Raw genomic sequence first — 23,420 nt, forward strand, 5'->3', positions numbered from 1 at the left:
CCCGCGACGGTAGGGGCTTGCCAAAGTCCGCGCGGCAGGTGATTGCCCGTCCCTGTCCACGGATACCCATGGGGTCGGGTAGGAGGGCCGGCAGCCGGGGGGATTCTTGACACGATCGGGGACCGGGCCTCGTGGTCCGCGACGGCGGTGTGCTCCTCCTGGCCGCGACCGTCGCGTCTCTGGGGCAACTCGCCTTACGGCCCTCCGCGTTCACCCTCGTCAGCGATCTGTCCGACCGTGATCCGGGCGGGCACTCCCGCGAGCGGTGGTTCGGCATCATCGGCTCGTTGCGTGCGGCGGGTTACGGCGTCGGCGCCGTCGTCACGGGCGTGGCCACGTCGGTGAAGTCGGGCCCGGTGTACCGGGGTGCGATCGGCGCCTGCGCCTGTCTGCTGCTGGCGGCCGCCGTGCTCCTCGAACGGGCGGTGCCGCGCAGCGCGGCTCCGCCTGCCCGGCCGGGCCCCGGGGAACGGGGGAGGACGGAGCGGAGCGGGCGCGGTTACCGGGTGCTGTGGGCCGACCGTCCCTACCTGGCGCTCGTGGGGCTGAACACGGGGTTCGCGCTGTGCAACGTCATGCTGAGCATCGCCTTCCCACCGTTCGTCGACCACATCCCGTCCATGACCTGGTTGGTCGGCCCGCTGCTGGCGATGAACACGGTGGTCCAGGCCGTGCTCCAAACGCCGGTCGTCCGTCTGATCCGGCCGTGTCTTGTTCTGTGCACGGCCCCTCCCGGGGGTGGTCAGGAACGGGTCCGGTCGATGCCGGTGGAGACGAGGACGCGTACGTCCCACGGGCCGAGGTCCAGCGCCGCGTCCACGGTGACGGGCGTGCCGTCGAGGACGTCGGAGAGGCGCACCGGGGCGGAGACGCTCGAAGGCTCCCAGCTCCAGTTGTGGACGATGTGCACGCGGCCCCCGTCGGGTGCGGTGCCGGTCGACGCGGTCACCGAGGCCGGCAGGTCGCCCCACGTGTGGCGGGCGGACGGGGCCAGCCATGCGGCCAGCGTCCGGGCGAGGTCCCGGCCGGGCACCGTGCCGACGTACGTGACCCGGCCCGCGCCGTGACGGCGGGTGGTGACCGCGGGCCAGCGGCCGAAGTGCGGGTCGTCGTACTCGACGAGGACCTCGGCGTCGGTGACGGCCAGGCCGTCCGCCCAGCGGGTCGCCGTGGCTCCTTCGGGCAGACCGAGCGGGCTGCCCGGCGTGGAGCGGACGGGCACGTCCCGTAGCAGGTTGCTGAATTCGTCGTACGAGACACCCGCGGCGCCGGTGAGACGGCCGGGGGCGGGTTCGGTGCGGGCGCGGGCCTCGTGGTCGGCGTAGCCGGTGCGCGGGCCGAGGACCAGATGGCCGCCGACGTGGGCGTAGGCGGCGAGCCAGTCCAGGGTCGCGTCGGCGGCCAGGTACAGCGCCGGTACGACCAGGACCGGGTGGCGCCGCACGGCCTCCTCGGGCGTCAGGCCCTCCCGTTCCCCGCTCGGGTCGTGCAGTTGGCGGGCGTGGACGATGCGGACCTGGCGGCCGGCGTCGAAGGCGCCCCGGTAGAAGGGGTCGAAGACGCGGTGGTAGGCGGCCGGGTCGGGTTCGCCGTCGGGCCTGGCCAGCGGCGGGTACTTCTGCATCAGCCACTTGCTCGGCGTCGAGTACACCATCGTGATGTCCGCGTCCGGTTCGAGACCGGCCACGAGCGCGCCCGCCGTCTCGAACTCGCCGCCCAGGCGGGCGAGTTCGGCGTAGGCGCGGCCGGGCCGTGAGGCGTGGGGCAGGATGCCGCCCCAGTAGGTCTCCGCGCCGAAGTGCAGCGTGTGCCAGTGCCAGTACTCGATCATGCGGGCGCCGCGCGCGACGAGCGCCCAGGCGGCCTGGCGCCACTGGCCGTCGTAGGCGGGCCTGTTGTCCCACGGGAAGCCGATGGAGCCGGCGTTGGTCTCGGTGACCAGGAACGGCGCCTGGCGGGAGGAGAACATCCAGTCGGCGGTCTGGTGGAGCGCCCACACGCCGGTGGTCTTCCACATCTGCGCGTGGCCGTCGGGGGTGGGGTCGGGCAGCAGCAGGCCGTCCTGCATGTCGTAGTACGGGTTGCCGGCGGCGATGTCGAGGCGGTCGGTGAGCTCGTCGTCCTCGACCCCGGGGCGGGTGTAGGAGATGCAGGTCGTGACGAACTGCTCGGGGCGGGCGTACTCGCGGACGATGTCCGCCTGCCAGCCGATGAACTCGGTGACCTGGCGGGCCTGGAACTCCCGCCAGGCGACGTCGTACTGGGGCTGGGCGTTGCCGTCCGGCGTCCACAGGTCCGCCCAGGTGGACAGCCGGTGCGACCAGTAGCCGGCACCCGCCGGCCGGCCTCCGTCAGCGCGCGGACCAGGCCGATCGCCATGTCGTCGTTGGCGGCGAAGACAGCGGTGACACCGGCGTCCTCGGCGAACTCGCGTCCCGCCGCGTACCCGGACGCGGCCGACCAGTCGCCCGCGACGACCGGGGGCACGTCCCTGCCGCTCGACGTCCAGCGCGAGGTGCTGGACCAGTCCCAGGCAGTGCCAGCCGGACGGCAGCACGGGCCGTCGCAGCGCCTCCGAGTCGAGCCCGTCGAGGATGCCGAGCACGTGGCGCCGCTGCCCGTCCAGAACCCTGAGAAGCGCACGGACCTGACCGTCCGGAGCCGTTGGCCTCACATCTTCCCTCATGACCACTTGCGGTACCCCAATCTCCCAGTTCCTGACGTCTCGTGCCGGACCTCCCGCAGTCACGGGAGGGGGCGTTCCCACGTGCAGACGACGCGGCGAGGCAGAACTCATCGGTCGTGGGGGAGGGATCCGCACTAGGATCGACACCCGTGATCGCTGATCTGCAGTGCGTGGTGCTGGACTGCTCCGACCCCGCTGAACTCGCCGAGTTCTACCACTCGCTCCTCGGTGGCACCGTCAACCAGCCGGACCGGCGGTGGGCGGTCGGCGAAGCCTGGGCCACTTTGCACACGGCGTCCGGCCTCGTCCTGGCGTTCCAGCGGGTGGCGGAGTACCAGCCGCCGCTGTGGCCGGACCCGAGCCGGCCGCAGCAGTTCCACCTGGATTTCGGTGTCGCCGACCTGGACCGCGCACAGGAACAGGTAGTGGACGAGGGCGCCAGGGTGCTGGACGACGGTGCGGGCGGGCGGAGCTGGCGGGTATACGCCGACCCCGCAGGCCATCCGTTCTGTCTGGTCCGGCACTGAGGAAGATCGCTGAGGGGAGCGCGTGGTGGCGGAGGACGGTGCGGGCCGGACGGGCTTGTGGGCGATGGCGGACCTGGTGACGCCGATGGCGTTACGCGTGGTGGCGACCTTGCGGCTCGCCGACCACATCGCGGCGGGACTGCGGACGGCCCCGGAACTGGCCGCGGCCACGGACAGCGACGCCGACGCCCTCGACCGGCTGATGCGGCACCTCGCTTCGCAGGGGGTGCTCAGCCATGACACCTCCGGCGGCTACGCCCTGACGGCGCAGGGCCAGGAGCTGCGCAGCGACCACCCGTCCGGCCTCGCTTCGGTGCTGGACCTCGACGGCGCCGTCGGCCGCGCCGACCTGGCGTTCGTCCGGCTGCTGCACAGCGTGCGCACCGGCGAGGCCGCCTTCCCGGAGCAGTTCGGGAAGCCCTTCTGGGACGACCTGGCGGCGGACCCCGCGCGTACCGCCTCCTACGACGTCCAGATGGGCACCGACGCGGCCTCCTGGGCCAGGGACGTCGTTCCCGCCTACGACTGGGGCTCACTCGGCGACGTGGTCGACGTCGGCGGCGGCAACGGCACCCTGCTGGCCGCCCTGCTGCGCGCGTACCCGACCCTGCGTGGCACCGTCGTCGACCAGCCGGACACCGCGGCGGCCGCCCGCGACACCCTGGCGGCGGCGGGCCTGGCCGACCGGGGCGATGCCGTACCCGGTGACTTCTTCCAGGCCGTGCCGCCGGGCGCCGGGGGCTATCTGCTGTGCGCCATCCTTCACGACTGGGACGACGACGCGGCCCGCGCCATCCTGCGGCGCTGTGCGGAGGCGGCAGGGACGCGAGGCCGCGTCTTCGCCATCGAGAAGACCGCCGCCGACGGCGAGTCACCCGACACCGGGATGGACCTGCGGATGCTGGCCTACTTCGGTGGCCGGGAGCGCGCCGTCGGCGAACTCACCGACCTCGCGGCCCAGGCCGGGCTCCGCACCGTCGCGGTACACCGCGCGGGCCGCCTGGCCGTCGTCGAACTCGCCGCCGGGGTCCGGGCGCGTCCGTCAGCGCGGGGCGACCGGCAGTGAACCCCATCCGGAAGCGGGCGCCGGGGTGTGGTCCACGCCCGTCGACCGCAGGGCCGGGGAACCGGCGGCCGGACCGCACAGCGATGTGGCCGCGAACTTGTTGATGGCCTTGTCGATGGGGCCCGCGGGCACCGTGCCGTCCGGCGCGAGCTTGTCGTACTTCGACAGGTTGTAGCCGAGGGCCATCTGCCGCCGGCCGTCCGCGCTGGAGACGGCCAACGTCTCGGCGCCGAACACCACACCGTCATGGCCCCAGAACGTGCCGCAACCCGCGTCGTACCGTATGAGAGCCAAGCCGTAGTGCCCCACCACGCGGCCCTCGGCATCGGTCATCGGGACCGTCTTCTCCATCTCGGCGAGCTCGGCGGCGGGGATCAGCCGGCCCGTGAACAGCTGCCGGTAGAAGCGGTCGAGATCCGCCATGGTGGAGACGACCGCGCCGGCGGTTCCCGCCCAGGACATGTCGTAGACGCTGTAGTCACGCGGCGGGTCGATCAGCCCGTAGAAGGACTCGTACAGCTTGGCGTGCGGACCGGTGATGCGCGGGCCGGCGGGGAAGTAGGTGTGCCGCAGACCGGCCCGGCGGATGACGTTGCGCGTGATGTACCGCTCGGGGTCCTCGCCGGTGAGCTTGCCGAGCAGCAGCCCCGCGATGACGTAGTTCGTGTTGGAGTACGACCACTTCTCACCGGGCGCACCCGTCGGCGGGGCCTGCACTCCCATCCGGACCAGCCGCCGGGGGCCGATGTGCCGGAAGCGGTTCTCGTCCAGGCTGCTCGTGGACAGCGTCTGCAACGAGGGGAAGGCGTAGAGCACGTAGTCCCCGATACCGCTGGTGTGGTTCAGCACCATCCGTACGGTGATCCGGTCACCCCGCTCACCGGGGACGAGGCCGGGAAGGTAGCGGGACAGGGGTGCGTCCAGGTCGAGGCGTCCCGCGGCGACCTGCTGGAGCAAGGCGACCGCGGTCATCGACTTGGTGATGCTGCCGATCCGCTGCTCCATGTCCGGTGTCGCGGCACGGCCGGTGTCCCGGTCGGCGACACCGGCGGCACCGCGCCACAGGGTGTCACCGTCCCGCACGGCCGCGTAGGCGCCGTACATACCGGCGGTGTGGATGGCCTTCAGCGCATCGTTCAGGCGCGCGGGGTCCGTGGCCGGCCGGTGCGCGGCGGCGGTGACGGTCGAGTCGGTGACCGCCTGCGCCTGGGGAAGCGCGACAGCCGAGGTGATGAGGGCGGCGGCACAGGTAAGGGCAAGCCGGCGTGCTGAGTGCATGGTCGTCTGCACAGCCTCTCTGCGTGCGGGAAAGCGGGATGATCCGCACGGTGATCTTCGCCGGGCTGTGCCGAGGGGGCATCGTGCCCGGGAAGGAGTGGCGGTACTACCGGCGGACGAGCGGAATTCGGTCACGGACCAGGCCGGGCAGGTGCGCGATCCGCGGTGCTTGACCGCTGCTTCGGCCTCCGCGATGCTGTGTTGCGAACCGCGAGATGAGTGCCGTAATAAGCAACATGGCAGCATCTCGATCCTCCGTCGGTCAAGGAGTGGCCATGGCTCAGCAGGTCCGTGCTGTCGTCGCGCGAAGCAAGGGCGCCGCCGTCGGTCTGGAGACGATCGTCGTGCCCGACCCCGGCCCGGGTGAGGCGGTGGTCAAGATCGAGGCCTGCGGTGTCTGCCACACCGATCTGCACTACCGCGAGGGCGGCATCAGTGAGGACTTCCCCTTCCTGCTCGGCCACGAGGCGGCGGGGGTGGTCGAGTCGGTGGGTGAGGGCGTCACGGACGTGGCACCCGGCGACTTCGTGATCCTGAACTGGCGCGCCGTCTGCGGCCAGTGCCGGGCGTGTCTGCGTGGGCGGCCCTGGTACTGCTTCGACACGCACAACGCGAAGCAGAGGATGACCCTGACCGACGGCACGGAACTCTCGCCGGCTCTGGGGATCGGTGCCTTCGCCGAGAAGACACTGGTGGCGGCCGGTCAGTGCACCAAGGTGGACCGGGCGGCGTCGGCTGCCGCGGCCGGACTGCTGGGCTGCGGGGTGATGGCGGGCATCGGCGCGGCCATCAACACCGGCAACGTGGGGCGCGGTGACACCGTCGCCGTGATCGGCTGCGGTGGCGTGGGGAACGCTGCGATCGTCGGGTCGAACCTGGCGGGTGCGGCGAAGATCATCGCGGTGGACATCGACGACCGAAAGCTGGCCACGGCGAGCAGGCTCGGCGCGACCCACACGGTCAACTCCAGGGAGACCGACGCCGTCGACGCGGTGCGCGAACTGACCGGGGGGTTCGGCGCCGATGTCGTGATCGACGCGGTGGGCCGTCCGGAGACGTACCGGCAGGCCTTCTACGCCCGCGATCTCGCCGGGACGGTGGTGCTGGTCGGCGTACCGACTCCGCAGATGAAGCTGGAGCTGCCGTTGCTGGACGTCTTCGGCCGGGGCGGAGCGCTGAAGTCCTCCTGGTACGGGGACTGCCTGCCCTCACGCGACTTCCCGATGCTCATCGACCTCCATCTCCAGGGCCGCCTCGACCTGGACGCCTTCGTCACCGAGACCATCGCCCTGGACGAGGTCGAGAAGGCCTTCGAGCGCATGCACCACGGCGACGTCCTGCGCTCGGTGGTGGTCTTCCCGTGACCGGCGCCCGCATCGACCGCCTCGTCACCTCGGGGACCTTCTCGCTGGACGGCGGCACCTGGGACGTCGACAACAACGTGTGGATCGTGGGGGACGACGACGAGGCGATCGTCATGGACGCCGCCCACGACGCCGACGCGATCGAACGAGCCCTCGGCGGACGCCGCCTGCGCGCGATCGTGTGCACCCACGCGCACAACGACCACATCGACGCCGCACCCGAACTCGCGGCCCGGACCGGCGCCCCGGTCCTTCTGCACCCCGGCGATCTGCCGCTGTGGAAGCAGACCCATCCCGGCCGGATGCCCGACGGCGAACTGGCCGACGGGCAGACCATTTCGGTCGCCGGCACCGAACTGACCGTGCTGCACACCCCCGGCCACGCCCCCGGGGCCGTCTGTCTGCACGCCCCGCGCCTGGCCGCCCTCTTCAGCGGCGACACGCTGTTCGCCGGCGGGCCGGGGGCGACGGGAAGGTCGTACAGCGACTTCCCCACCATCATCGACTCGATCAGCGAACGCCTCCTCGGCCTTCCGGACGACACCGTCGTGCACACCGGCCACGGCGAGTCCACCACCATCGGTGCCGAGGCACCGCACCTCCAGGAGTGGATCGACCGCGGCTTCTGACCGCCCCGGCCGGGAAGCGGCCCTGCCCCGGTGACGGCCCCTCCAGGCCGCACCGGCGGCAGGGCCGCCGTCGCACTCGGCGACGCGCCTGCCCCACCCCTCACCTGCGCTTTCGAGGCCACTTCGGCACGTCCGGAAAGCGGTCTCCGGGTGCCGCGCAACCCGGCCTCCGAATGCCTTGACAACGCTTCAGAGCGGCCCGCAGACTGACGTTGCGCTAACCGCAATCCGTTTCGCTATACGCACCGAGGTGTCATGATGATTCCCGCGTGCCGTCTCGCGGATCTGCCGCGAGGCGAGGCCCACCGGCTCGACATCGACCCGCCCGTTTCGGTGTTCCACACCGATGACGGCGAGCTCTTCGCCATCGACGACACCTGCACCCACCAGGACGCCTCGCTCGCCGACGGCTGGCTGGAGGGCTGCGAGGTGGAATGCCCTTTGCACGCCTCCAAGTTCGACCTGCGGACCGGAGCCGTGGACGCGCCGCCGGCCAAACTGCCGGTCCGCACCCACGAGGTCGTCGTCGAGGACGGGACGGTCTACGTCCGGCTGTCCACCGACGCGCCCAACCTGCCGCCGTGCATCGCCGCCCGCCTGGCCGGAGGCCCCGCGTGAGGACCGTGGCCGTGGTGGGCGCCTCGCTGGCCGGTCTGTCGGCCGCGCGCTCGCTGCGGCAGCGGGGGTACGACGGCCGGCTGGTCGTCATCGGCGACGAGCGCCACCGCCCGTACGACAGGCCCCCGTTGTCCAAGGAGTTCCTGGCCGGCACCCTCGGCGAGGCGGATCTGGCGCTGGAGCGCGATGGCGAGGAACTCCAGGCGGAGTGGGTGCTCGGCGTCCGTGCCACCGGACTCGACCGTGCCGGGCGGGCCGTCCGGCTCGCCGACGGCCGCGAGATACACGCCGACGGCGTGGTCATCGCCACCGGAGCGGCCGCCCGCACCCTGCCCGGCACCGAAGGCCTCGCGGGGGTCCACGCGCTGCGCACCCTCGACGACGCCCGCGCCCTGCGGGACGAACTGGCCCGGGGCGGGCGGCTGGTGGTGATCGGCGGCGGGTTCATCGGCGCCGAGGTCGCCTCCACGGCGTACGCCCTCGGCCTCGACGTGACCGTGATCGAGGCGGCGCCGACACCGCTGGCCGGACCGCTGGGCGAGGCCATGGGCGGGGTCGTCTCCGCCCTCCACCTGGACCACGGCGTCCGGCTGCTGTGCGGGGTGGGGGTCAAGGGGCTCAGCGGGGAGCGCCGGGTGGAATCCGTACTGCTGGAGGACGGCCGCACCGTTCCCGCCGACACCGTCGTCGTCGGGGTCGGGGCGCGTCCCTGCGTCGAGTGGCTCCAGGGGTCCGGCGTCGCGCTCGACAACGGCGTGAAGTGCGGCGCGGACGGCCGCACCAGCGTGGCCGGGGTGGTCGCCGTGGGCGACTGCGCCAACTGGTACGACCCGCACACCGGGATCCATCGCAGGGTCGAGCACTGGACCGGCGCGCTGGAACGGCCGGACGCCGCCGTCGCCGCGCTGCTCGCGTGCGGTGCGACGCGGCCGGGCGTCCCCCGGCCGCCGTACTTCTGGTCCGACCAGTACGGCGTGAAGATCCAGTTCGTCGGGCACGCCGCCGGGGCCGACAGCGTGACCGTCGAGGAGGGCTCGACCGACGACCGCAGTTTTCTGGCCGTCTACCGGCGGGCCCGCCGGCCGGTCGCCGCGCTCGGGATGAACCAGCCCCGGCTGTTCACCCGCTGGCGCAAGCAGTTCGCCACCGCCGCCGCCGCGTCCTGACACCGGCGCCTGCCACATCCCCCGCCGCGTCGCGCATGACACGCGGCGTCGCCTCGAACAGGAGTGCCGCGTTGACCTCGACAAGCCTGCCGGACAGCCTGATCGCCACGCTTCCCGGCGCCGCCTACACGGACCCGGGAATCTTCGCCCAGGAGCAGGAGCGCATCTTCGAGACGATGTGGTTCTGCGTCGCACGCGCCTCGGACCTGCCGAAGCCCGGTGCCTTCCGCACCGTCGACGTGGGCCGCGAGAGCATCCTCGTCACCCGGGCCCGGGACAACTCGGTCCGCGCCTACTTCAACGTCTGCCGGCACCGCGGGGCCAAGCTGTGCACCGACGGGGCGGGCGAGGTCAAGCGCGCCTTCCAGTGTCCGTACCACGCCTGGACCTACGACCTCGAGGGCAAACTGGTCGCGGCCCCCAACCTCACCAAGATGCCCGACGTCGGCCGCACCGAGTACGGCCTGGTCGGCGTGGCCGTGCGCGAATGGCTCGGCTACGTCTGGGTGTGCCTGGCGGAGGACCCGCCCTCCTTCGAGGAGGACGTCGTCGGTGAGGTGGTCGCCCGCCTCGGCGACGTGGAGTCGATCGAGCGCTACGACATCGACAGCCTGGCGGTGGGCAAGCGGATCGTCTACGACGTCCACGCGAACTGGAAGCTCATCATCGAGAACTTCATGGAGTGCTACCACTGCGCCACGATCCATCCCGAACTCACCGAGGTGCTGCCCGAGTTCGCCGACGGGTACGCCGCCCAGTACTACGTGGGCCACGGCGCCGAGTTCGGTACGGAGATCCAGGGCTTCACGGTCGACGGCTCCGAGGGACTGGACCGTATCCCCGGGGTGTCCGACGAGCAGGACCGCCGGTACTACGCGATCACCGTCAAGCCGCAGGTGTTCATCAACCTGGTGCCCGACCACGTGATCTTCCACCGCATGTACCCGGTCGCCGTCGACCGCACGATCGTCGAGTGCGACTGGCTCTACCTCCCGCACGTCGTGGGCAGCGGCAAGGACGTCAGCCGGTCCGTGGAGCTCTTCGACCGGGTCAACCGCCAGGACTTCGACGCCTGCGAGCGCACCCAGCCGGGAATGAGCTCACGGCTGTACGCCAAGGGCGGCGTGCTCGTGCCCAGCGAGCACCACATCGGCGCCTTCCATGACTGGGTGCACGAGCGGCTCGGTACGCGCCGGCCGGAGTGACGCGGTGGCGGGTGTGACGCGGTGGCGGGTGTGCCCGTGGCCCGCGCGGAGGCCGTGCGCGGGCCCCACGGTGGTCGTGCTGTGGGCGCTCAGCCCAGGTAACCCATGCGGTGGCTGATCTCCTCCGCGCCCTTGACCAGCACCGGAGCCAGCTCGTGCATGCGCTCCTCGGTGAACCGGTAGGAGGGCCCGGAGGCGCTGATCGACGCGATGACCTGCCCGTCCCGGTCGCGGATCGGCGCGGCCATGGCGTGCAGCCCGATCTCCAGCTCCTCCAGCGTCCAGGCGTAACCACGCTCACGGGCCTCGGCGAGGTTCTTCTCCAGCTTCGCCTTGGAGGAGATCGTGTGGGGGGTCACCTTCTTCAGACCGGCGTCCGTCAGCAGCGAGGCGCGTTCCTTCGCGGGCAGGTGAGCGAGGATGATCTTGCCGCTGGAGGTGGCGTGCAGGGGAGTCAGCTGGCCGACCCAGTTGTGCGCGGTGATGGCGCCGGGGCCGCGCACCTGGTAGAGGTTGATCGCATAGTGCTCCTGCATCACGGCGATGTTGACCGTTTCACCGATCTCCTCGGCCAGGCGCTCACACACCGGACGCCCCTGCTGGGTGATGTCGATGCGTCCCGTGACGGCGCCCGCCAGGCGTACGATGCCGAAGCCGAGCCGGTACTTGCCGCGTTCGCCCGACTGCTCGACGAGACCGCGCGCTTCCAGGGCGCCGAGCAGACGGAACGCCGTCGACTTGTGCACCTCGATCTCGGCGGCCACCTCGCTCACGCCCGCTTCGCCGCGCTGGGCCAGGATCTCGAGGACGCTGATGGCCCGGTCGACGGACTGCACTCCGCCGGTCTGCGACCCGCTGCTTTCGGTCTCCGGACTGTAGTTGCTCATAGCGGAACTATACGCGCAGTAAACAACGCCCTTGCAAGTAACCCGACGGGAACAAAGACCTTACAAGTTGCGTGGTTCGCAACCTAGTGCGTATAGCGATACCCGCGCTAGCATGCCGCGCGTACCGATGGCGCGAGCGAGACGAGGCACCATGGCTCTCCTGCACTACGACTTCGTCATCGTCGGCGGTGGATCAGCCGGCAGCGCACTGGCGAACCGACTTTCCGCCGACCCCGCGAACCGGGTGCTCGTACTCGAGGCGGGCCGTCCCGACTATCCCTGGGACGTCTTCATCCACATGCCCGCCGCGCTGACCTACCCCATAGGCAGTCGCTTCTACGACTGGAAGTACGAGTCCGAGCCGGAGCCCCACATGGGCGGCCGCCGCATCTACCACGCCCGGGGCAAGGTGCTCGGCGGCTCCAGCAGCATCAACGGCATGATCTTCCAGCGCGGCAACCCCATGGACTACGAGCGCTGGGCCGCCGACCCAGGCATGGAGACCTGGGACTACGCCCACTGCCTGCCGTACTTCCGCCGGATGGAGAACTGTCTGGCCGCCGACCCCGACGACGAGTTCCGCGGCCACGACGGCCCCCTCGTCCTGGAGCGCGGGCCGGCCACCAACCCGCTCTTCACCGCGTTCCTGGAGGCCACCCGGCAGGCGGGCCATGCGCCCACGGACGACGTGAACGGCTACCGGCAGGAAGGTTTCGCCAAGTTCGACCGCAATGTCCACCGCGGACGGCGCCTGTCGGCGTCGAAGGCGTACCTCAAGCCCGCCAGGAAGCGGCCCAACCTCACCGTGCGGACCCGCACCCTCGTCACCCGCGTCCTCTTCGAGGGGAAGAAGGCCGTCGGCGTCGAGTTCCGGCGCGGAAAGGGCGCCCTGAAGCAGGTCCGGGCCAAGGAGGTCATCCTGTGCGGCGGCGCGATCAACTCCCCGCAGCTGCTCCAGCTCTCCGGCGTCGGCAACGCCGAGGAGCTGCGCGCCCTCGGCATCGACGTCGTCCACGACCTGCCGGGCGTCGGCGAGAACATGCAGGACCACCTGGAGGTCTACATCCAGTACGCCTGCAAGCAGCCCGTCTCCATGCAGCCGTACCTGGCGAAGTGGCGGGCCCCCTTCATCGGCCTGCAATGGCTCTTCCGCAAGGGACCGGCCGCCACCAACCACTTCGAGGCCGGCGGCTTCTGCCGCAGCAACGAGGACGTGGACTACCCCAACCTGATGTTCCACTTCCTGCCCATCGCGGTCCGCTACGACGGCTCCGTGCCCGCGGGCGGCCACGGTTACCAGGTCCACGTCGGGCCCATGTACTCCGACGCCATCGGCTCGGTGAAGATCAGGAGCAAGGACCCGGACGAACACCCGGCACTGCGCTTCAACTACCTCTCCACCGAACAGGACCGCCGCGAGTGGGTCGAGGCGGTCCGGGTGGCCCGGCGACTCCTCAGCCAGCCCGCGCTCGCCCCGTACAACGACGGCGAGATCTCGCCCGGCCCGTCCGTGGAGACCGATGAGGAGATCCTCGCCTGGGTCGCCAAGGACGGCGAGACCGCCCTGCACCCGTCCTGCACCTGCAAGATGGGCACCGACGAGATGTCCGTCGTCGACCCGCTGAGCATGCGGGTGCACGGGCTGGAGGGGCTGCGCGTGGTGGACGCGTCGGTGATGCCGTACGTCACCAACGGCAACATCTACGCGCCGGTGATGATGATCGCCGAGAAGGCGGCGGACCTGATCCTCGGCAAGGAGCCGCTGCCGCCCTCCGAGGCCGCGTACTACCGTCACCGTGACGCCCAGAAACAGGCCGGGTAGACCATGGGAGCCGAGGCCCTGCGGGCGCTGCTCGCCCGGGTCCGCCACGAAGTGCTGCCGGCGAGGCCGACCGAGGAGAAGGTCCTCGCCCATGTGCCCCGGGACGTCGTGATCGCGGTCACGGCGTCGCCCGTCAGGGGTCTGGAGCCGACGCTCGGCCTCACCGAGCGGCTCACGGCACACGGTCACCGCGTCGTCCCGCACGTGCCCGCACGGCTGCTGCGGGACGACGCGCACCTCAAGGAGGTCGCCGAGCGGCTGCGCGCGGCGGGAGTGGACGACCTCTTCGTGCCGGCGGGCGACGCCGACCCGCCGGCCGGGCCGTACGACGCGGCGCTGCCGGTCCTTGAACGACTGGGCGAGCTGGGCCGGCCCTTCGCGGACATGGGGATCACCGGCTGTCCGGAGAGCCATCCGCTCATCCACGACGACATCACCGTCCAGGCGATGCGGGACAAGCACGCGCACGCCACGTACATCGTGAGCAACCTGTGCTTCGATCCGCGCGTGCTCGGTGACTGGGTCGCCCGGATCCGGCGCCGTGGCGTGACGCTGCCCGTGTACGTGGGCGTCGCGGGACCCGTGCAGCGGGCGAAGCTGCTGTCCATGGCGACGAGGATCGGAGTGGGGGAGTCGACGCGCTTCCTCACCAGGCACGCCTCCTGGTTCCTGCGGTTCGCCTCACCCGGTGGATACGACCCGGGGCGACTGCTCGCGCGCGGCACGGACGCGCTCACCGGGCCGTCGGCGGGCGTGGCCGGCCTGTCGGCTGGGCGGCTGAATCGCAATCTGCCGACCCCTTGACGTGCGTCGGCCCGTTCCGCAAGTGTGTTCCACCACAAGAAATGAAGTGCATAATGCGCAACGCATTCGCTTCGAAGGGCGCGGCCGTGGCAGATCTGTACGTGGACGGACAATGGCGCCCCGCGGTGGCCGGAGGCCACCGGGAGATCCGCTGTCCGGCGGACGGCACGCTCGTGGCGACGGTCTCGGAGGCGACCCGCCCCGACACCGAGGCGGCCATCGCCGCGGCCCGGCGCGCCTTCGACGACGGCCCCTGGCCGCGCACCCCCGAGCGCGAGCGCGGCGCACTGCTGCTGCGCACCGCCGACATCCTGGAGCGCGACGCCAAGGAGTTCGCCCGCGCCGAGTCCCTCGACACCGGCAAACGCCTGGTGGAGAGCGAGTACGACATCGCCGACGTCGTCTCCTGCCTCCGCTACTACGGCGGCATCGCCGGCACCGGCGCCGGCCGGGTGATCGACACCGGCCGCGAGGACGCGCTCAGCCGGGTCACCTACGAGCCCGTGGGGGTCTGCGGACTGATCACCCCCTGGAACTACCCGCTGCTGCAAGCCTCGTGGAAGGTCGCCCCGGCACTGCTCGCGGGCAACACCGTCGTCCTCAAGCCCAGCGAGCTCACGCCCTCCACCTCGATCCTGCTGATGAAGGCCCTCGAAGAGGCGGGACTCCCGGCCGGCGCCGCCAATCTCGTGCTGGGCGCCGGAGCCGAGGCGGGAGCGCCGCTGGCCGTGCACCCGGCCGTCGACATGGTGTCGTTCACCGGAGGCCTGGAGACCGGGCGGCGCATCATGGCCACCGCCGCCGAAACGGTGAAGAAGGTCGCGCTGGAACTCGGCGGCAAGAACCCGAACGTCGTCTTCGCCGACGCAGACTTCGAGACCGCCGTCGACTTCGCGCTCACCGCCGTCTTCCTGCACTCCGGACAGGTCTGCTCGGCCGGCGCCCGGCTGGTCGTCGAGGACTCCCTCCACGACGCCTTCGTCGACGAACTGGTGCGCCGCGCCCGGCGGATCCGCCTCGGCGGCCCCTTCGACCCCGAGGCCGAGACCGGTGCGCTCATCTCGGCACAGCACCGGGAGAAGGTCGAGGCGTACGTAGCGGCCGGTCTAGCGGGGGGCGCCGTACTGCGCTGCGGCGGCGCGCGCCCGGACGACCCCGCACTGGGCTCCGGCTTCTACTACCTTCCCACCGTCCTCGACGAGTGCCGGCAGGACATGCGCGTGGTGCACGAGGAGTCCTTCGGCCCCGTGCTCACGGTCGAGCGCTTCCACGACGAGGACGACGCCGTCCGTATCGCCAACGACACGGAGTACGGACTCGCCGGAGCCGTCTGGACGCAGGACGCGGGCAAGGCCCAGCGGGTGGCGCGCGGGCTGCGCCACGGCACCGTGTGGATCAATGACTACCACCCCTATGTGCCGCAAGCGGAATGGGGTGGTTTCGGGCGCTCGGGCGTGGGCCGTGAGCTGGGGCCGACCGGCCTTGACGAGTACCGGGAGCCCAAGCATGTCTGGCAGAACATCCAACCCCGGCCGCAGCGCTGGTTCCGCGGCTGAACGCCGAAGAGAGGTCACGATGACCCCAGCACAGACCGAGGTGTCGCAGCGGCGCGACACGTCCCAGTGCCCCCAGGACCGCACGCCGGTCATCTCCGTGCGCCGGCTGTGGAAGGTGTTCGGGCCGAAGGCCGGCGAGGTGCCGGGTTCCGAGGAGCTGTGCGGGCTCACCCGCCGCGAGCTCATGGACCGCACCGGATGCACCGCTGCCGTACGGGACGTGAGCTTCGAGGTGTCTCCCGGCGAGGTCTTCGTCGTCATGGGCCTGTCCGGTTCCGGCAAGTCCACCCTGGTGCGATGTCTGACCCGGCTGATCGAACCCACCGACGGTGAGATCGTCTTCGAGGGCGAGGACATCCGCGGCGCCGACCCAAGACGGCTGCGTGAGATGCGGCGCAGCAAGTTCTCCATGGTCTTCCAGCACTTCGGGCTGCTCCCGCACCGCAGGGTCGTCGACAACGTGGCGTTCGGCCTGGAGATCCGCGGCATGGGCAAGGCGGAGCGCACCAGGCGCGCGCTGGAGGTCGTCGAGCTGGTGGGCCTGGCCGGATACGAGAACTCCTACCCCGACCAGCTCTCCGGCGGCATGCAGCAGCGCGTCGGCCTCGCCCGAGCCCTCGCCGGTGATCCCGACATCCTCTTCTTCGACGAGCCGTTCTCCGCGCTCGACCCGCTCATCCGCCGTGACATGCAGAGCGAGGTCATCCGCCTGCACCACGAGGTCGGCAAGACCATGGTGTTCATCACCCACGACCTCTCCGAGGCGCTGAAACTGGGCGACCGCATCCTGATCATGCGCGACGGCAGGATGGTCCAGTGCGGCACCGGCGACGAACTGGTCGGCGCCCCCGCCGACGACTACGTACGGGACTTCGTCAAGGACGTGCCCCGCGGTGACGTGCTCACCCTGCGGTGGATCATGCGTCCCGCACAGCCCGACGACGCCCTCGACGGCCCCGAGCTCGGCCCGGACGTCGTGGTGCGCGAGGCCACCCGGGCGGTGCTCGCCGCCGAAAAGCCGGTCAAGGTCGTCGAGCACGGCAAGCTGCTCGGCATCGTCGGCGACGAGGAGATCCTCTCCGTCGTCGCCGGTCAGGGCGGCGCCTGATGGCGGCCGTGGCCGACGCGACCACGGTGGTCGCGCCCCTGCGCAGGAGGATCACCCGGCCCGCGCTGGTCGCGGCGATCCTGGTCGGCTGGCTGGTGCTGTTCGCCGTGCTGCGCGGCCGGCAGACCCTGACCCTCGCGGCCGCCGACCTGACCGGTCTGCACCGCTGGCTGAACGACGTCAACGACTCCATCGGCGCCAACCGCAACTCCAACCCGGTCTTCGTGTACGGCTTCAACGAGATCCGACTGGTCATCGACAACCTGGTGACCTTCGTCCAGTCCTTGATCTCGCAGCCCTCCGACGGCCGCCCGGTCCCGCAGATCGGCTGGCTCGGCGTGGTCGGGCTCACCGGCTACGTGTCCTGGGCGGTGGGGAACTGGAAAGTGGCCCTGCTGGCCGTGGCGGGCTTCACCTTCTTCGGGTTGCAGGGCCTGTGGCAGGAGAGCATGGACACGCTGGCGCTGACCCTGTCGGCGGTCGTCGTGGCCCTGCTCATCGGCATCCCGCTCGGTGTGTGGGCCGGCCTGTCCGACCGGTTCAACCGGATCATGACGCCCTTCCTCGACTTCATGCAGACGATGCCGACCTTCGTCTACCTCGCCCCGCTGACGCTGATCTTCCTCATCGGAGGGGCCTCCGCGGTCATCACCACGGTGATCTACGCGGCGCCGCCGGCGATCCGCATCACCGCGCACGCCATCCGTTCCGTGCCCGCGACCACCGTCGAGGCGGCGGACTCGATGGGCACGACGAGATCGCAGCAGCTGCTGAAGGTGCTGCTGCCGATGTCGAAGCGGACCGTGGTCATGGGCGTCAACCAGACCATCATGGCCGCCCTGGCCATGGTGACCATCGCCGCCCTGATCGACGCGCCCGGTCTCGGCAAGACCGTCGTGCAGGCGCTCCAGTCGCTCGACGTCGGCACGGCCTTCAACGCCGGTCTCGCGATCGTCGTCATGGCCATCGTGCTGGACCGGGTCACCACGGCCGCGAGCGTGCGGGAGGAAGCGGCCCGGCATGCGGGCCACCGCTTCACCGCCTGGCGGCGACCCCTGCTGATCGCGGGCGGGGTCGCCGCGGCGGTCCTGGTGTACCTGTCGCACACCTACGTCTGGGCGGCCGAGTTCCCCGGCCAGGGCACTGTGGGCAGCCACATCGCGAGCGCAGCCGACACCGCGACCACCTGGTTGCAGGACCATCTGTCCGGCCTGACCAACGCCTTTAGGAACGCGATCAGTTACGGCCTGCTCAACCCGTTCCAGACACTGCTCACCGACTCCCCGTGGTGGCTGGTCGGCGCGGTCCTGGCCGGGCTCGGCGCGGCCCTCGGCGGCTGGCGCGCCGCGGTGATCGCCGGTGTGTGCGTCGGGCTGCTCGTCGGTACGGGGGTGTGGTCGGACGCCATGACGACCCTGGCCTCCACCGTCGTGGCGACGGCACTGGTGATGCTGCTCGGTGTCGTCTTCGGCGTCTGGATGGGCCGCAGCGCGCTGGTGGACCGGCTGGTCCGGCCCACCCTGGACGCCGCGCAGGTCATGCCGCCGTTCGTCTACCTCGTGCCGTTCCTCGCGCTCTTCGGTGCCACCCGCTTCACCGCCATCGTCGCCGCCGTGGTGTACGGGGCGCCCGTCGCGATCAAGATCATCGCGGACGGGGTGCGGAACGTGCCCGAGACCACCGTGGAGGCGGCCACGTCCGCCGGGTGCAACACCTGGCAGATCATCACCAAGGTCCAACTGCCGATGGCACGCAGCGCCCTGACGCTCGCGACCAACCAGGGTCTGATCTACGTGCTGTCGATGGTTGTTGTGGGCGGCCTGGTGGGGGCCGGCGCCCTCGGCTACGACGTCGTGGCCGGCTTCTCTCAGGGAGAGCTGTACGGCAAGGGGCTGGCGGCAGGACTCGCCATCGTACTGCTCGGAGTCATGTTCGACCGGATCACTCAGGCTGCGGCGCGACGCACCAGGGCATAAAGGAGCGCGACACGATGGCAAGACACTGGCGGACCGGCGCGGCGGGCGTGGCCGTCCTCGGCCTCACCCTCACCGCCTGCGGCGGGGCGAAGGTCGGCGACAGCTCCTCCGCGGGCGGCTCGGGGAGCTCGGGCAAGTGCGGCACGTTCAACCTGGCCGTCAACCCATGGGTGGGCTACGAGGCGGACGCGGCGGTCGTCGCGTACGTGGCGCAGAACGACCTCCACTGCACGGTCAACAAGAAGGACCTGAAGGAAGAGATCGCCTGGCAGGGCTTCGGCACCGGCGAGGTCGACGCCGTCCTGGAGAACTGGGGTCACGACGACCTGAAGAAGAAGTACATCACCCAGCAGAAGACCGCCGTGGAGGCCGGCCAGACCGGCAACAAGGGCGTCATCGGCTGGTTCGTGCCGCCGTGGCTCGCGAAGGCGCACCCGGACATCACCGACTGGAAGAACCTCGACAAGTACGCCGACCGGTTCAAGACCTCGGAGTCGGGCGGCAAGGGCCAGCTGCTGGACGGCGACCCGTCGTACGTCACGAACGACGCGGCGCTGGTGAAGAACCTGAAGCTGGACTTCAAGGTGGTGTACGCGGGCAGCGAGACCGCGCTCATCCAGTCCTTCCGCACGGCCGAGAAGAACAAGCAGTGGATGATCGGCTACTTCTACGAGCCGCAGTGGTTCCTGTCCGAGGTGCCGCTGGTGAAGGTGAACCTGCCCAAGTACACGACGGGCTGCGACGCCGACGCGGCGAAGGTCGCCTGCGACTACCCCGTCTACGACCTGGACAAGATCGTCAGCGCGAAGTTCGCCAAGTCCGGCAGTCCGGCCTATGACCTGGTGAAGAAGTTCAACTGGACCAACGACGACCAGAACACCGTGGCCAAGTACATCGCCGTGGACAAGATGTCGGACGAGGCGGCGGCCAAGAAGTGGGTGGACGCCAACCGCGCCAAGGTCGACGCCTGGCTCAAGTAGCCCTGGATCAAGGTCGGACGGACATGCCCGGCGGGCGGTGCGCACCTGTGTGCACCGCCCGCCGGGCATCGCCGTGTCCGGGCCGTGTTTCCCGCCGTCTTCCGACGTCACGGACCCCTTGACACCCCTCCTCGGCGGCAGGCACATTGAGTTGCGCAACCTGAAGCAAGTTGCGTACACAGCAACTGAACCGGTTTCGAGTTCGGAGGTTGGGCGATGGCGGGACCCCGAGTGGTCATCATCGGAGCGGGCGTCGTGGGAGCGGCCCTCGCGGACGAGATCTCCGCACGCGGCTGGACCGAAGTGACCGTGGTCGACCAGGGCCCCCTCCCGGCCACCGGGGGCTCGAGCTCGCACGCCCCGGGCCTGGTCTTCCAGACGAACCCCTCCAAGACGATGACGGAGCTGGCCCGCTACACCGTCGAGAAGTTCTGCTCCCTCGACGTGGACGGCAAGCCCTGCTTCCTCCAGGTCGGCGGCCTCGAGGTGGCGACCAGCCCCGAGCGCCTGGCCGAACTGCACCGCCGCCACGGCTGGATCACCGCCTGGGGCATCGAGGCGCGGCTGCTCACCCCCGACGAGTGCGTCGAGCGGCACCCGCTGGTCGACCGCGAGCGGGTCCTCGGCGGTCTCCTCGTCCCCACCGACGGCCTGGCCAAGGCCGTGCTCGCCGTCGAGGCGCAGATCCGCCGGGCCACCGAGCGCGGCGTGACCTTCCTGGCCCGCCACGAGGTGCTGGACGTCCTCCAGAACGAGGGCGAGATCACCGGAGTCCGCACCGACCAGGGCGAGATCCCCGCCGACATCGTCGTGTGCTGCGCCGGCATCTGGGGCCCACGGATCGCCCGCATGGCCGGGATGAACCTCCCCCTCACCCCGCTCGCCCACCAGCTGGCCTGGACCGGGCCGGTACCGGCCCTCGCCGGCCAGACGGAGGAGGCCGTCCGCCCCATCCTGCGCCACCAGGACGCCGACCTCTACTACCGCGACCGCTTCGACGCCATCGGCATCGGCTACTACGGACACCGCCCGATGCCGATCTCCGCCGACGACATCCTCTCCTTCGACGAGGCCGAGGAGATGCCCTCCGTCCTGAAGTTCACCGAGGAGGACTTCGAGGACGCCTGGACCGAGACCCGGTCCCTGCTGCCCGCCACCAGGGAGGCGAAGATCGAGGAGGGCATCAACGGCCTGTTCTCCTTCACCACCGACGGCTACCCGCTGCTCGGCGAGTCACCGGACGTCAAGGGCTTCTGGGTCGCCGAGGCCGTCTGGGTCACCCACTCCGCGGGTGTCGGGCGGGCCATGGCCGAATGGCTGGTCGACGGCCACTGCTCCTCGTTCGACCTGCACGAGTGCGACGTCAACCGCTTCGAGCCGCACCAGCTCTCCCCGGAGTACGTCCTGGCCCGCGACTGCCAGAACTTCGCCGAGGTCTACGACATCCTCCACCCCCTCCAGCCGTCCGGGAAGCCGCGCCCGATCCGCACCAGCCCCTTCCACCGCCGCCAGCAGGAGCACGGCGCGTTCTTCCTGGAGGCGAACGGCTGGGAGCGCCCCCAGTGGTACGAGGCCAACGCGGGACTGGTCGAAGGCCGTGACATCCCCACCCCCAACGACTGGGCCGCGCGCTACTGGTCGCCCATCGTCGGCGCCGAGGCCCAGGTCACCCGCGAGACCGTCGCGATGTACGACATGACGGCCCTCAAGCGCCTGGAAGTCAGCGGCCCGGGTGCCGGCGCCCTCCTGGAGCGGCTGTGCACAGGCAAGGTCGCCAAGTCCGTCGGCTCGGTGACGTACACCCTGCTCCTGGACCACGACGGCGGCATCCGCAGCGACATCACCGTCGCCCGCCTGGCCCGCGACCTCTTCCAGGTCGGCGCCAACGGCAACCTGGACCTCGACTGGTTCAGCCGCCACCTCCCCGCCGACGGCACCGTCCAGGTCCGCGACATCACCGCCGGCACCTGCTGCGTCGGCCTGTGGGGACCGCTCGCCCGCGAGGTCCTGCAGCCCCTCACCGACGAGGACTTCTCTGGTGACGGCCTGAAGTACTTCCGCGCCAAGCGCGCCCACATCGGCAGCGTCCCGGTCACCGCGATGCGCCTGTCGTACGTCGGCGAGCTCGGCTGGGAGCTGTACACCACCGCCGACCTGGGCCAGAAGCTGTGGGACACCCTCTGGGCGTCGGCCGAGCCGCTGGGCGGCATCATCGCCGGGCGCGGCGCGTTCAACAGCCTCCGCCTGGAGAAGGGTTACCGCTCCTTCGGTACCGACATGACCTACGAGCACGACCCCTACGAGGCCGGCGTCGGCTTCGCCGTCAAGCCGGACAAGGGCGACTTCATCGGCAAGGAGGCGCTGGAGCGGCGCAGGGCCGACGTACGGCGCATGCTGAGCTGCCTCACCATCGACGACCCGCGCGCCGTCGTCATGGGCAAGGAACCCGTGTACGACGGCGACCGCGCCGTCGGCTACGTCACCAGCGCCGCCCACGGCTACACGATCGGCAAGGGCATCGCCTACGCCTGGCTGCCCGCGGAACTGGCCACCCCCGGCACCACCGTGCACATCGGCTACTTCGACCAGCGCGTCGAGGCGGTCGTCGCCGCGGAACCCCTGTTCGACCCGACCATGTCCCGCCTCCGTGGCTAGCCCTGCAGAAGGGGTACCGCCGGTGACCGCACGCATCCTCGACGGCAGGGCGACCGCCGCCGGCATCCGCCGTGAACTCGCCGAACGGGTGGCCAAAGCGACCGCCACCACCGGCCGTCCGCCGGGCCTCTCGGCACCGTCCTGGTCGGCGACGACCCCGGCAGCCGCGCCTACGTCGCCGGAAAGCACCGCGTCTGCGCGCAGGCAGGCATCGCCTCCCTCCGCCGCGAACTGCCCGCCGTCGCGACCCAGCGGCAGGTCGAGGACGTCATCGACGAACTCGACGCCGACCCGGCCTGCACCGGCTACATCGTCCAACTCCCGCTCCCGCGCCACCTGGACGCGAACGCCGTCCTGGAGCGCATGGACCCGGCCAAGGACGCCGACGGCCTGCACCCCGTCAACCTCGGCCGGCTCGTCCTCGGCGTCGACGCGCCGCTGCCCTGCACCCCACGCGGCATCGTCGAACTGCTCCGCCGGTACGGGGTCCCGCTCGCCGGAGCACGCGTGTGCGTGATCGGCCGGGGCATCACCGTGGGACGGCCGATCGGGCTGCTGCTCACCCGCCGCTCCGAGAACGCCACCGTGACCCTGTGCCACACCAAAACCAAGGGCCTGGCCTGGCACGTACGCGAGGCGGACATCGTCGTCGCGGCCGCCGGCTCGCCCGGACTGATCACCAAGGACATGCTGCGCCCCGGCGCGGCCGTCCTGGACGTCGGCATCACCCGCGCCGGCCAGGAGCTCGTCGGCGACATCCACCCGGAGGCCGCCCAGGTCGCCGGATGGCTCGCGCCGATGCCCCAGGGAGTGGGACCCATGACCCGGGCGATGCTGCTCGCCAACGTCGTCGAGGCCGCCGAGAGGAACGCGCACACCGCATGAACGCGGCGGGCTCAGAGCCTGCGCTGTGCCGCTTCGACGCTGTCCCCGCCGCTGGTGTTGAACGCGATGGCGGCCTGCGGCGCATGGCGGCGGACGAGGTTCACGATCTGCTCGAAAAGGTGCCCCTATGGTTTTCGTCAAGCGGTGGCCGGGGTGGGCGGCTGGTAGAAGGTTCCGTCTCGGAGCATGGCGAAGAGGACGTCGATGC

General features: G+C 70.9%; 18 protein-coding genes and 4 pseudogenes. 17 read left to right on the plus strand and 5 right to left on the minus strand.

Features of this window, described 5'->3' with window-relative positions; all coding sequences use genetic code 11:
• Positions 1–149: 149 nt before the first annotated feature.
• Positions 150–1,067: an MFS transporter gene (locus ACFY01_RS30015; protein ID WP_390738909.1), complete on the plus strand. Its 918-nt coding sequence runs from the start codon at positions 150–152 to the stop codon at positions 1,065–1,067.
• Here ACFY01_RS30015 and ACFY01_RS30020 read toward each other — a convergent pair.
• The 3 pseudogenes from ACFY01_RS30020 to ACFY01_RS30030 all read right to left on the minus strand — a co-directional run.
• A pseudogene (locus ACFY01_RS30020) lies at positions 1,004–2,464 on the minus strand (beta-galactosidase); the annotation flags it as partial. The gene ACFY01_RS30015 and the pseudogene ACFY01_RS30020 sit on opposite strands and share 64 nt — an antisense overlap.
• Positions 2,386–2,643 (minus strand): annotated as a pseudogene (locus tag ACFY01_RS30025) (hypothetical protein); the annotation flags it as partial. The pseudogenes ACFY01_RS30020 and ACFY01_RS30025, both read right to left, overlap by 79 nt.
• Positions 2,552–2,797, minus strand: a pseudogene (locus ACFY01_RS30030) (hypothetical protein); the annotation flags it as partial. The pseudogenes ACFY01_RS30025 and ACFY01_RS30030, both read right to left, overlap by 92 nt.
• Positions 2,798–2,835: 38 nt before the next feature.
• Here ACFY01_RS30030 and ACFY01_RS30035 point away from each other — a divergent pair.
• Together ACFY01_RS30035 and ACFY01_RS30040 are read left to right on the plus strand one after the other, a co-directional pair.
• Positions 2,836–3,213 (plus strand): VOC family protein, encoded by a 378-nt coding sequence (locus ACFY01_RS30035; protein WP_390738886.1) that lies wholly within the window; start codon positions 2,836–2,838, stop codon positions 3,211–3,213.
• A gap of 25 nt (positions 3,214–3,238) precedes the next feature.
• Positions 3,239–4,279: a methyltransferase gene (locus ACFY01_RS30040; protein ID WP_390738887.1), complete on the plus strand. Its 1,041-nt coding sequence runs from the start codon at positions 3,239–3,241 to the stop codon at positions 4,277–4,279.
• Here ACFY01_RS30040 and ACFY01_RS30045 read toward each other — a convergent pair.
• Entirely contained in the window at positions 4,256–5,557 is a 1,302-nt protein-coding gene (locus tag ACFY01_RS30045; protein WP_390738888.1) for a serine hydrolase domain-containing protein, read from the minus strand. The two genes, ACFY01_RS30040 and ACFY01_RS30045, sit on opposite strands and share 24 nt — an antisense overlap.
• 275 nt (positions 5,558–5,832) lie before the next feature.
• Here ACFY01_RS30045 and ACFY01_RS30050 point away from each other — a divergent pair, with 275 nt between their 5' ends.
• The 5 genes from ACFY01_RS30050 (at position 5,833) to ACFY01_RS30070 (ending at position 10,539) form a co-directional block, all read left to right on the plus strand.
• Positions 5,833–6,921 (plus strand): S-(hydroxymethyl)mycothiol dehydrogenase, encoded by a 1,089-nt coding sequence (locus ACFY01_RS30050; RefSeq protein ID WP_390738889.1) that lies wholly within the window; start codon positions 5,833–5,835, stop codon positions 6,919–6,921.
• A complete protein-coding gene (locus ACFY01_RS30055; protein WP_390738890.1) occupies positions 6,918–7,550 on the plus strand; it encodes an MBL fold metallo-hydrolase in 633 nt (210 codons plus the stop codon). Before ACFY01_RS30050 ends, ACFY01_RS30055 begins: the two co-directional genes overlap by 4 nt.
• A 255-nt stretch (positions 7,551–7,805) precedes the next feature.
• On the plus strand, positions 7,806–8,168 hold the full coding sequence (locus ACFY01_RS30060; protein ID WP_361793748.1) for a bifunctional 3-phenylpropionate/cinnamic acid dioxygenase ferredoxin subunit: 363 nt from the start codon (positions 7,806–7,808) through the stop codon (positions 8,166–8,168).
• Complete coding sequence (locus ACFY01_RS30065) at positions 8,165–9,334, plus strand: NAD(P)/FAD-dependent oxidoreductase (protein WP_390738891.1); 1,170 nt, start codon at positions 8,165–8,167, stop codon at positions 9,332–9,334. Before ACFY01_RS30060 ends, ACFY01_RS30065 begins: the two co-directional genes overlap by 4 nt.
• Before the next feature lie 71 nt (positions 9,335–9,405).
• A complete protein-coding gene (locus ACFY01_RS30070) occupies positions 9,406–10,539 on the plus strand; it encodes an aromatic ring-hydroxylating dioxygenase subunit alpha (RefSeq protein WP_390738892.1) in 1,134 nt (377 codons plus the stop codon).
• An 89-nt stretch (positions 10,540–10,628) separates the two neighbouring features.
• Here the strand turns inward: ACFY01_RS30070 and ACFY01_RS30075 are convergent, their stop codons facing one another.
• The gene (locus ACFY01_RS30075) at positions 10,629–11,426 is read right to left on the minus strand and encodes an IclR family transcriptional regulator (protein WP_390738893.1); all 798 of its coding nucleotides are present in this window, start codon (positions 11,424–11,426) and stop codon (positions 10,629–10,631) included.
• 151 nt (positions 11,427–11,577) lie between these two features.
• On the opposite strand from ACFY01_RS30075, the gene betA reads away from it, so the two are divergent.
• From betA to ACFY01_RS30120, 9 genes and pseudogenes are all read left to right on the plus strand, one after another.
• Entirely contained in the window at positions 11,578–13,248 is a 1,671-nt protein-coding gene (gene betA / locus ACFY01_RS30080) for a choline dehydrogenase (RefSeq protein ID WP_390738894.1), read from the plus strand.
• A gap of 3 nt (positions 13,249–13,251) precedes the next feature.
• Positions 13,252–14,052 carry a 5,10-methylenetetrahydrofolate reductase gene (locus ACFY01_RS30085; RefSeq protein ID WP_390738895.1) on the plus strand — a complete coding sequence of 267 codons (801 nt, stop codon included), beginning with the start codon at positions 13,252–13,254 and terminating at the stop codon, positions 14,050–14,052.
• Positions 14,053–14,138: 86 nt separating this feature from the next.
• Positions 14,139–15,608 carry an aldehyde dehydrogenase family protein gene (locus tag ACFY01_RS30090; protein WP_390738910.1) on the plus strand — a complete coding sequence of 490 codons (1,470 nt, stop codon included), beginning with the start codon at positions 14,139–14,141 and terminating at the stop codon, positions 15,606–15,608.
• Positions 15,609–15,627: 19 nt separating this feature from the next.
• The gene (locus tag ACFY01_RS30095) at positions 15,628–16,716 is read left to right on the plus strand and encodes a glycine betaine/L-proline ABC transporter ATP-binding protein (protein WP_390738896.1); all 1,089 of its coding nucleotides are present in this window, start codon (positions 15,628–15,630) and stop codon (positions 16,714–16,716) included.
• A gap of 8 nt (positions 16,717–16,724) precedes the next feature.
• Positions 16,725–18,692 carry an ABC transporter permease gene (locus tag ACFY01_RS30100; protein WP_390738897.1) on the plus strand — a complete coding sequence of 656 codons (1,968 nt, stop codon included), beginning with the start codon at positions 16,725–16,727 and terminating at the stop codon, positions 18,690–18,692.
• A gap of 14 nt (positions 18,693–18,706) precedes the next feature.
• Positions 18,707–19,672 (plus strand): ABC transporter substrate-binding protein, encoded by a 966-nt coding sequence (locus tag ACFY01_RS30105; protein ID WP_390738898.1) that lies wholly within the window; start codon positions 18,707–18,709, stop codon positions 19,670–19,672.
• A 216-nt stretch (positions 19,673–19,888) separates the two neighbouring features.
• Entirely contained in the window at positions 19,889–22,327 is a 2,439-nt protein-coding gene (locus ACFY01_RS30110; RefSeq protein WP_390738899.1) for an FAD-dependent oxidoreductase, read from the plus strand.
• 22 nt (positions 22,328–22,349) lie between these two features.
• Positions 22,350–23,212 (plus strand): annotated as a pseudogene (locus tag ACFY01_RS30115) (bifunctional methylenetetrahydrofolate dehydrogenase/methenyltetrahydrofolate cyclohydrolase).
• A partial coding sequence (locus ACFY01_RS30120; RefSeq protein ID WP_390738900.1) for a hypothetical protein occupies positions 23,209–23,420 on the plus strand: 212 nt, incomplete at its 3' end. The pseudogene ACFY01_RS30115 and the gene ACFY01_RS30120, both read left to right, overlap by 4 nt.

Origin of the sequence: Streptomyces sp. NPDC001480 (genome assembly GCF_042894725.1) — a bacterium.
Classification (GTDB): domain Bacteria; phylum Actinomycetota; class Actinomycetes; order Streptomycetales; family Streptomycetaceae; genus Streptomyces.

Bases quoted from the DNA above. Each gene is read 5' to 3' on its own strand.
- ACFY01_RS30045 (WP_390738888.1), bottom strand. From the start codon at position 5,557: ATGCACTCAGCACGCCGGCTTGCCCTTACCTGTGCCGCCGCCCTCATC.
- ACFY01_RS30050 (WP_390738889.1), top strand. From the start codon at position 5,833: ATGGCTCAGCAGGTCCGTGCTGTCGTCGCGCGAAGCAAGGGCGCCGCC.
- ACFY01_RS30060 (WP_361793748.1), top strand. From the start codon at position 7,806: ATGATGATTCCCGCGTGCCGTCTCGCGGATCTGCCGCGAGGCGAGGCC.
- ACFY01_RS30075 (WP_390738893.1), bottom strand. From the start codon at position 11,426: ATGAGCAACTACAGTCCGGAGACCGAAAGCAGCGGGTCGCAGACCGGC.
- betA (WP_390738894.1), top strand. From the start codon at position 11,578: ATGGCTCTCCTGCACTACGACTTCGTCATCGTCGGCGGTGGATCAGCC.
- ACFY01_RS30085 (WP_390738895.1), top strand. From the start codon at position 13,252: ATGGGAGCCGAGGCCCTGCGGGCGCTGCTCGCCCGGGTCCGCCACGAA.
- ACFY01_RS30095 (WP_390738896.1), top strand. From the start codon at position 15,628: ATGACCCCAGCACAGACCGAGGTGTCGCAGCGGCGCGACACGTCCCAG.
- ACFY01_RS30105 (WP_390738898.1), top strand. From the start codon at position 18,707: ATGGCAAGACACTGGCGGACCGGCGCGGCGGGCGTGGCCGTCCTCGGC.
- ACFY01_RS30110 (WP_390738899.1), top strand. From the start codon at position 19,889: ATGGCGGGACCCCGAGTGGTCATCATCGGAGCGGGCGTCGTGGGAGCG.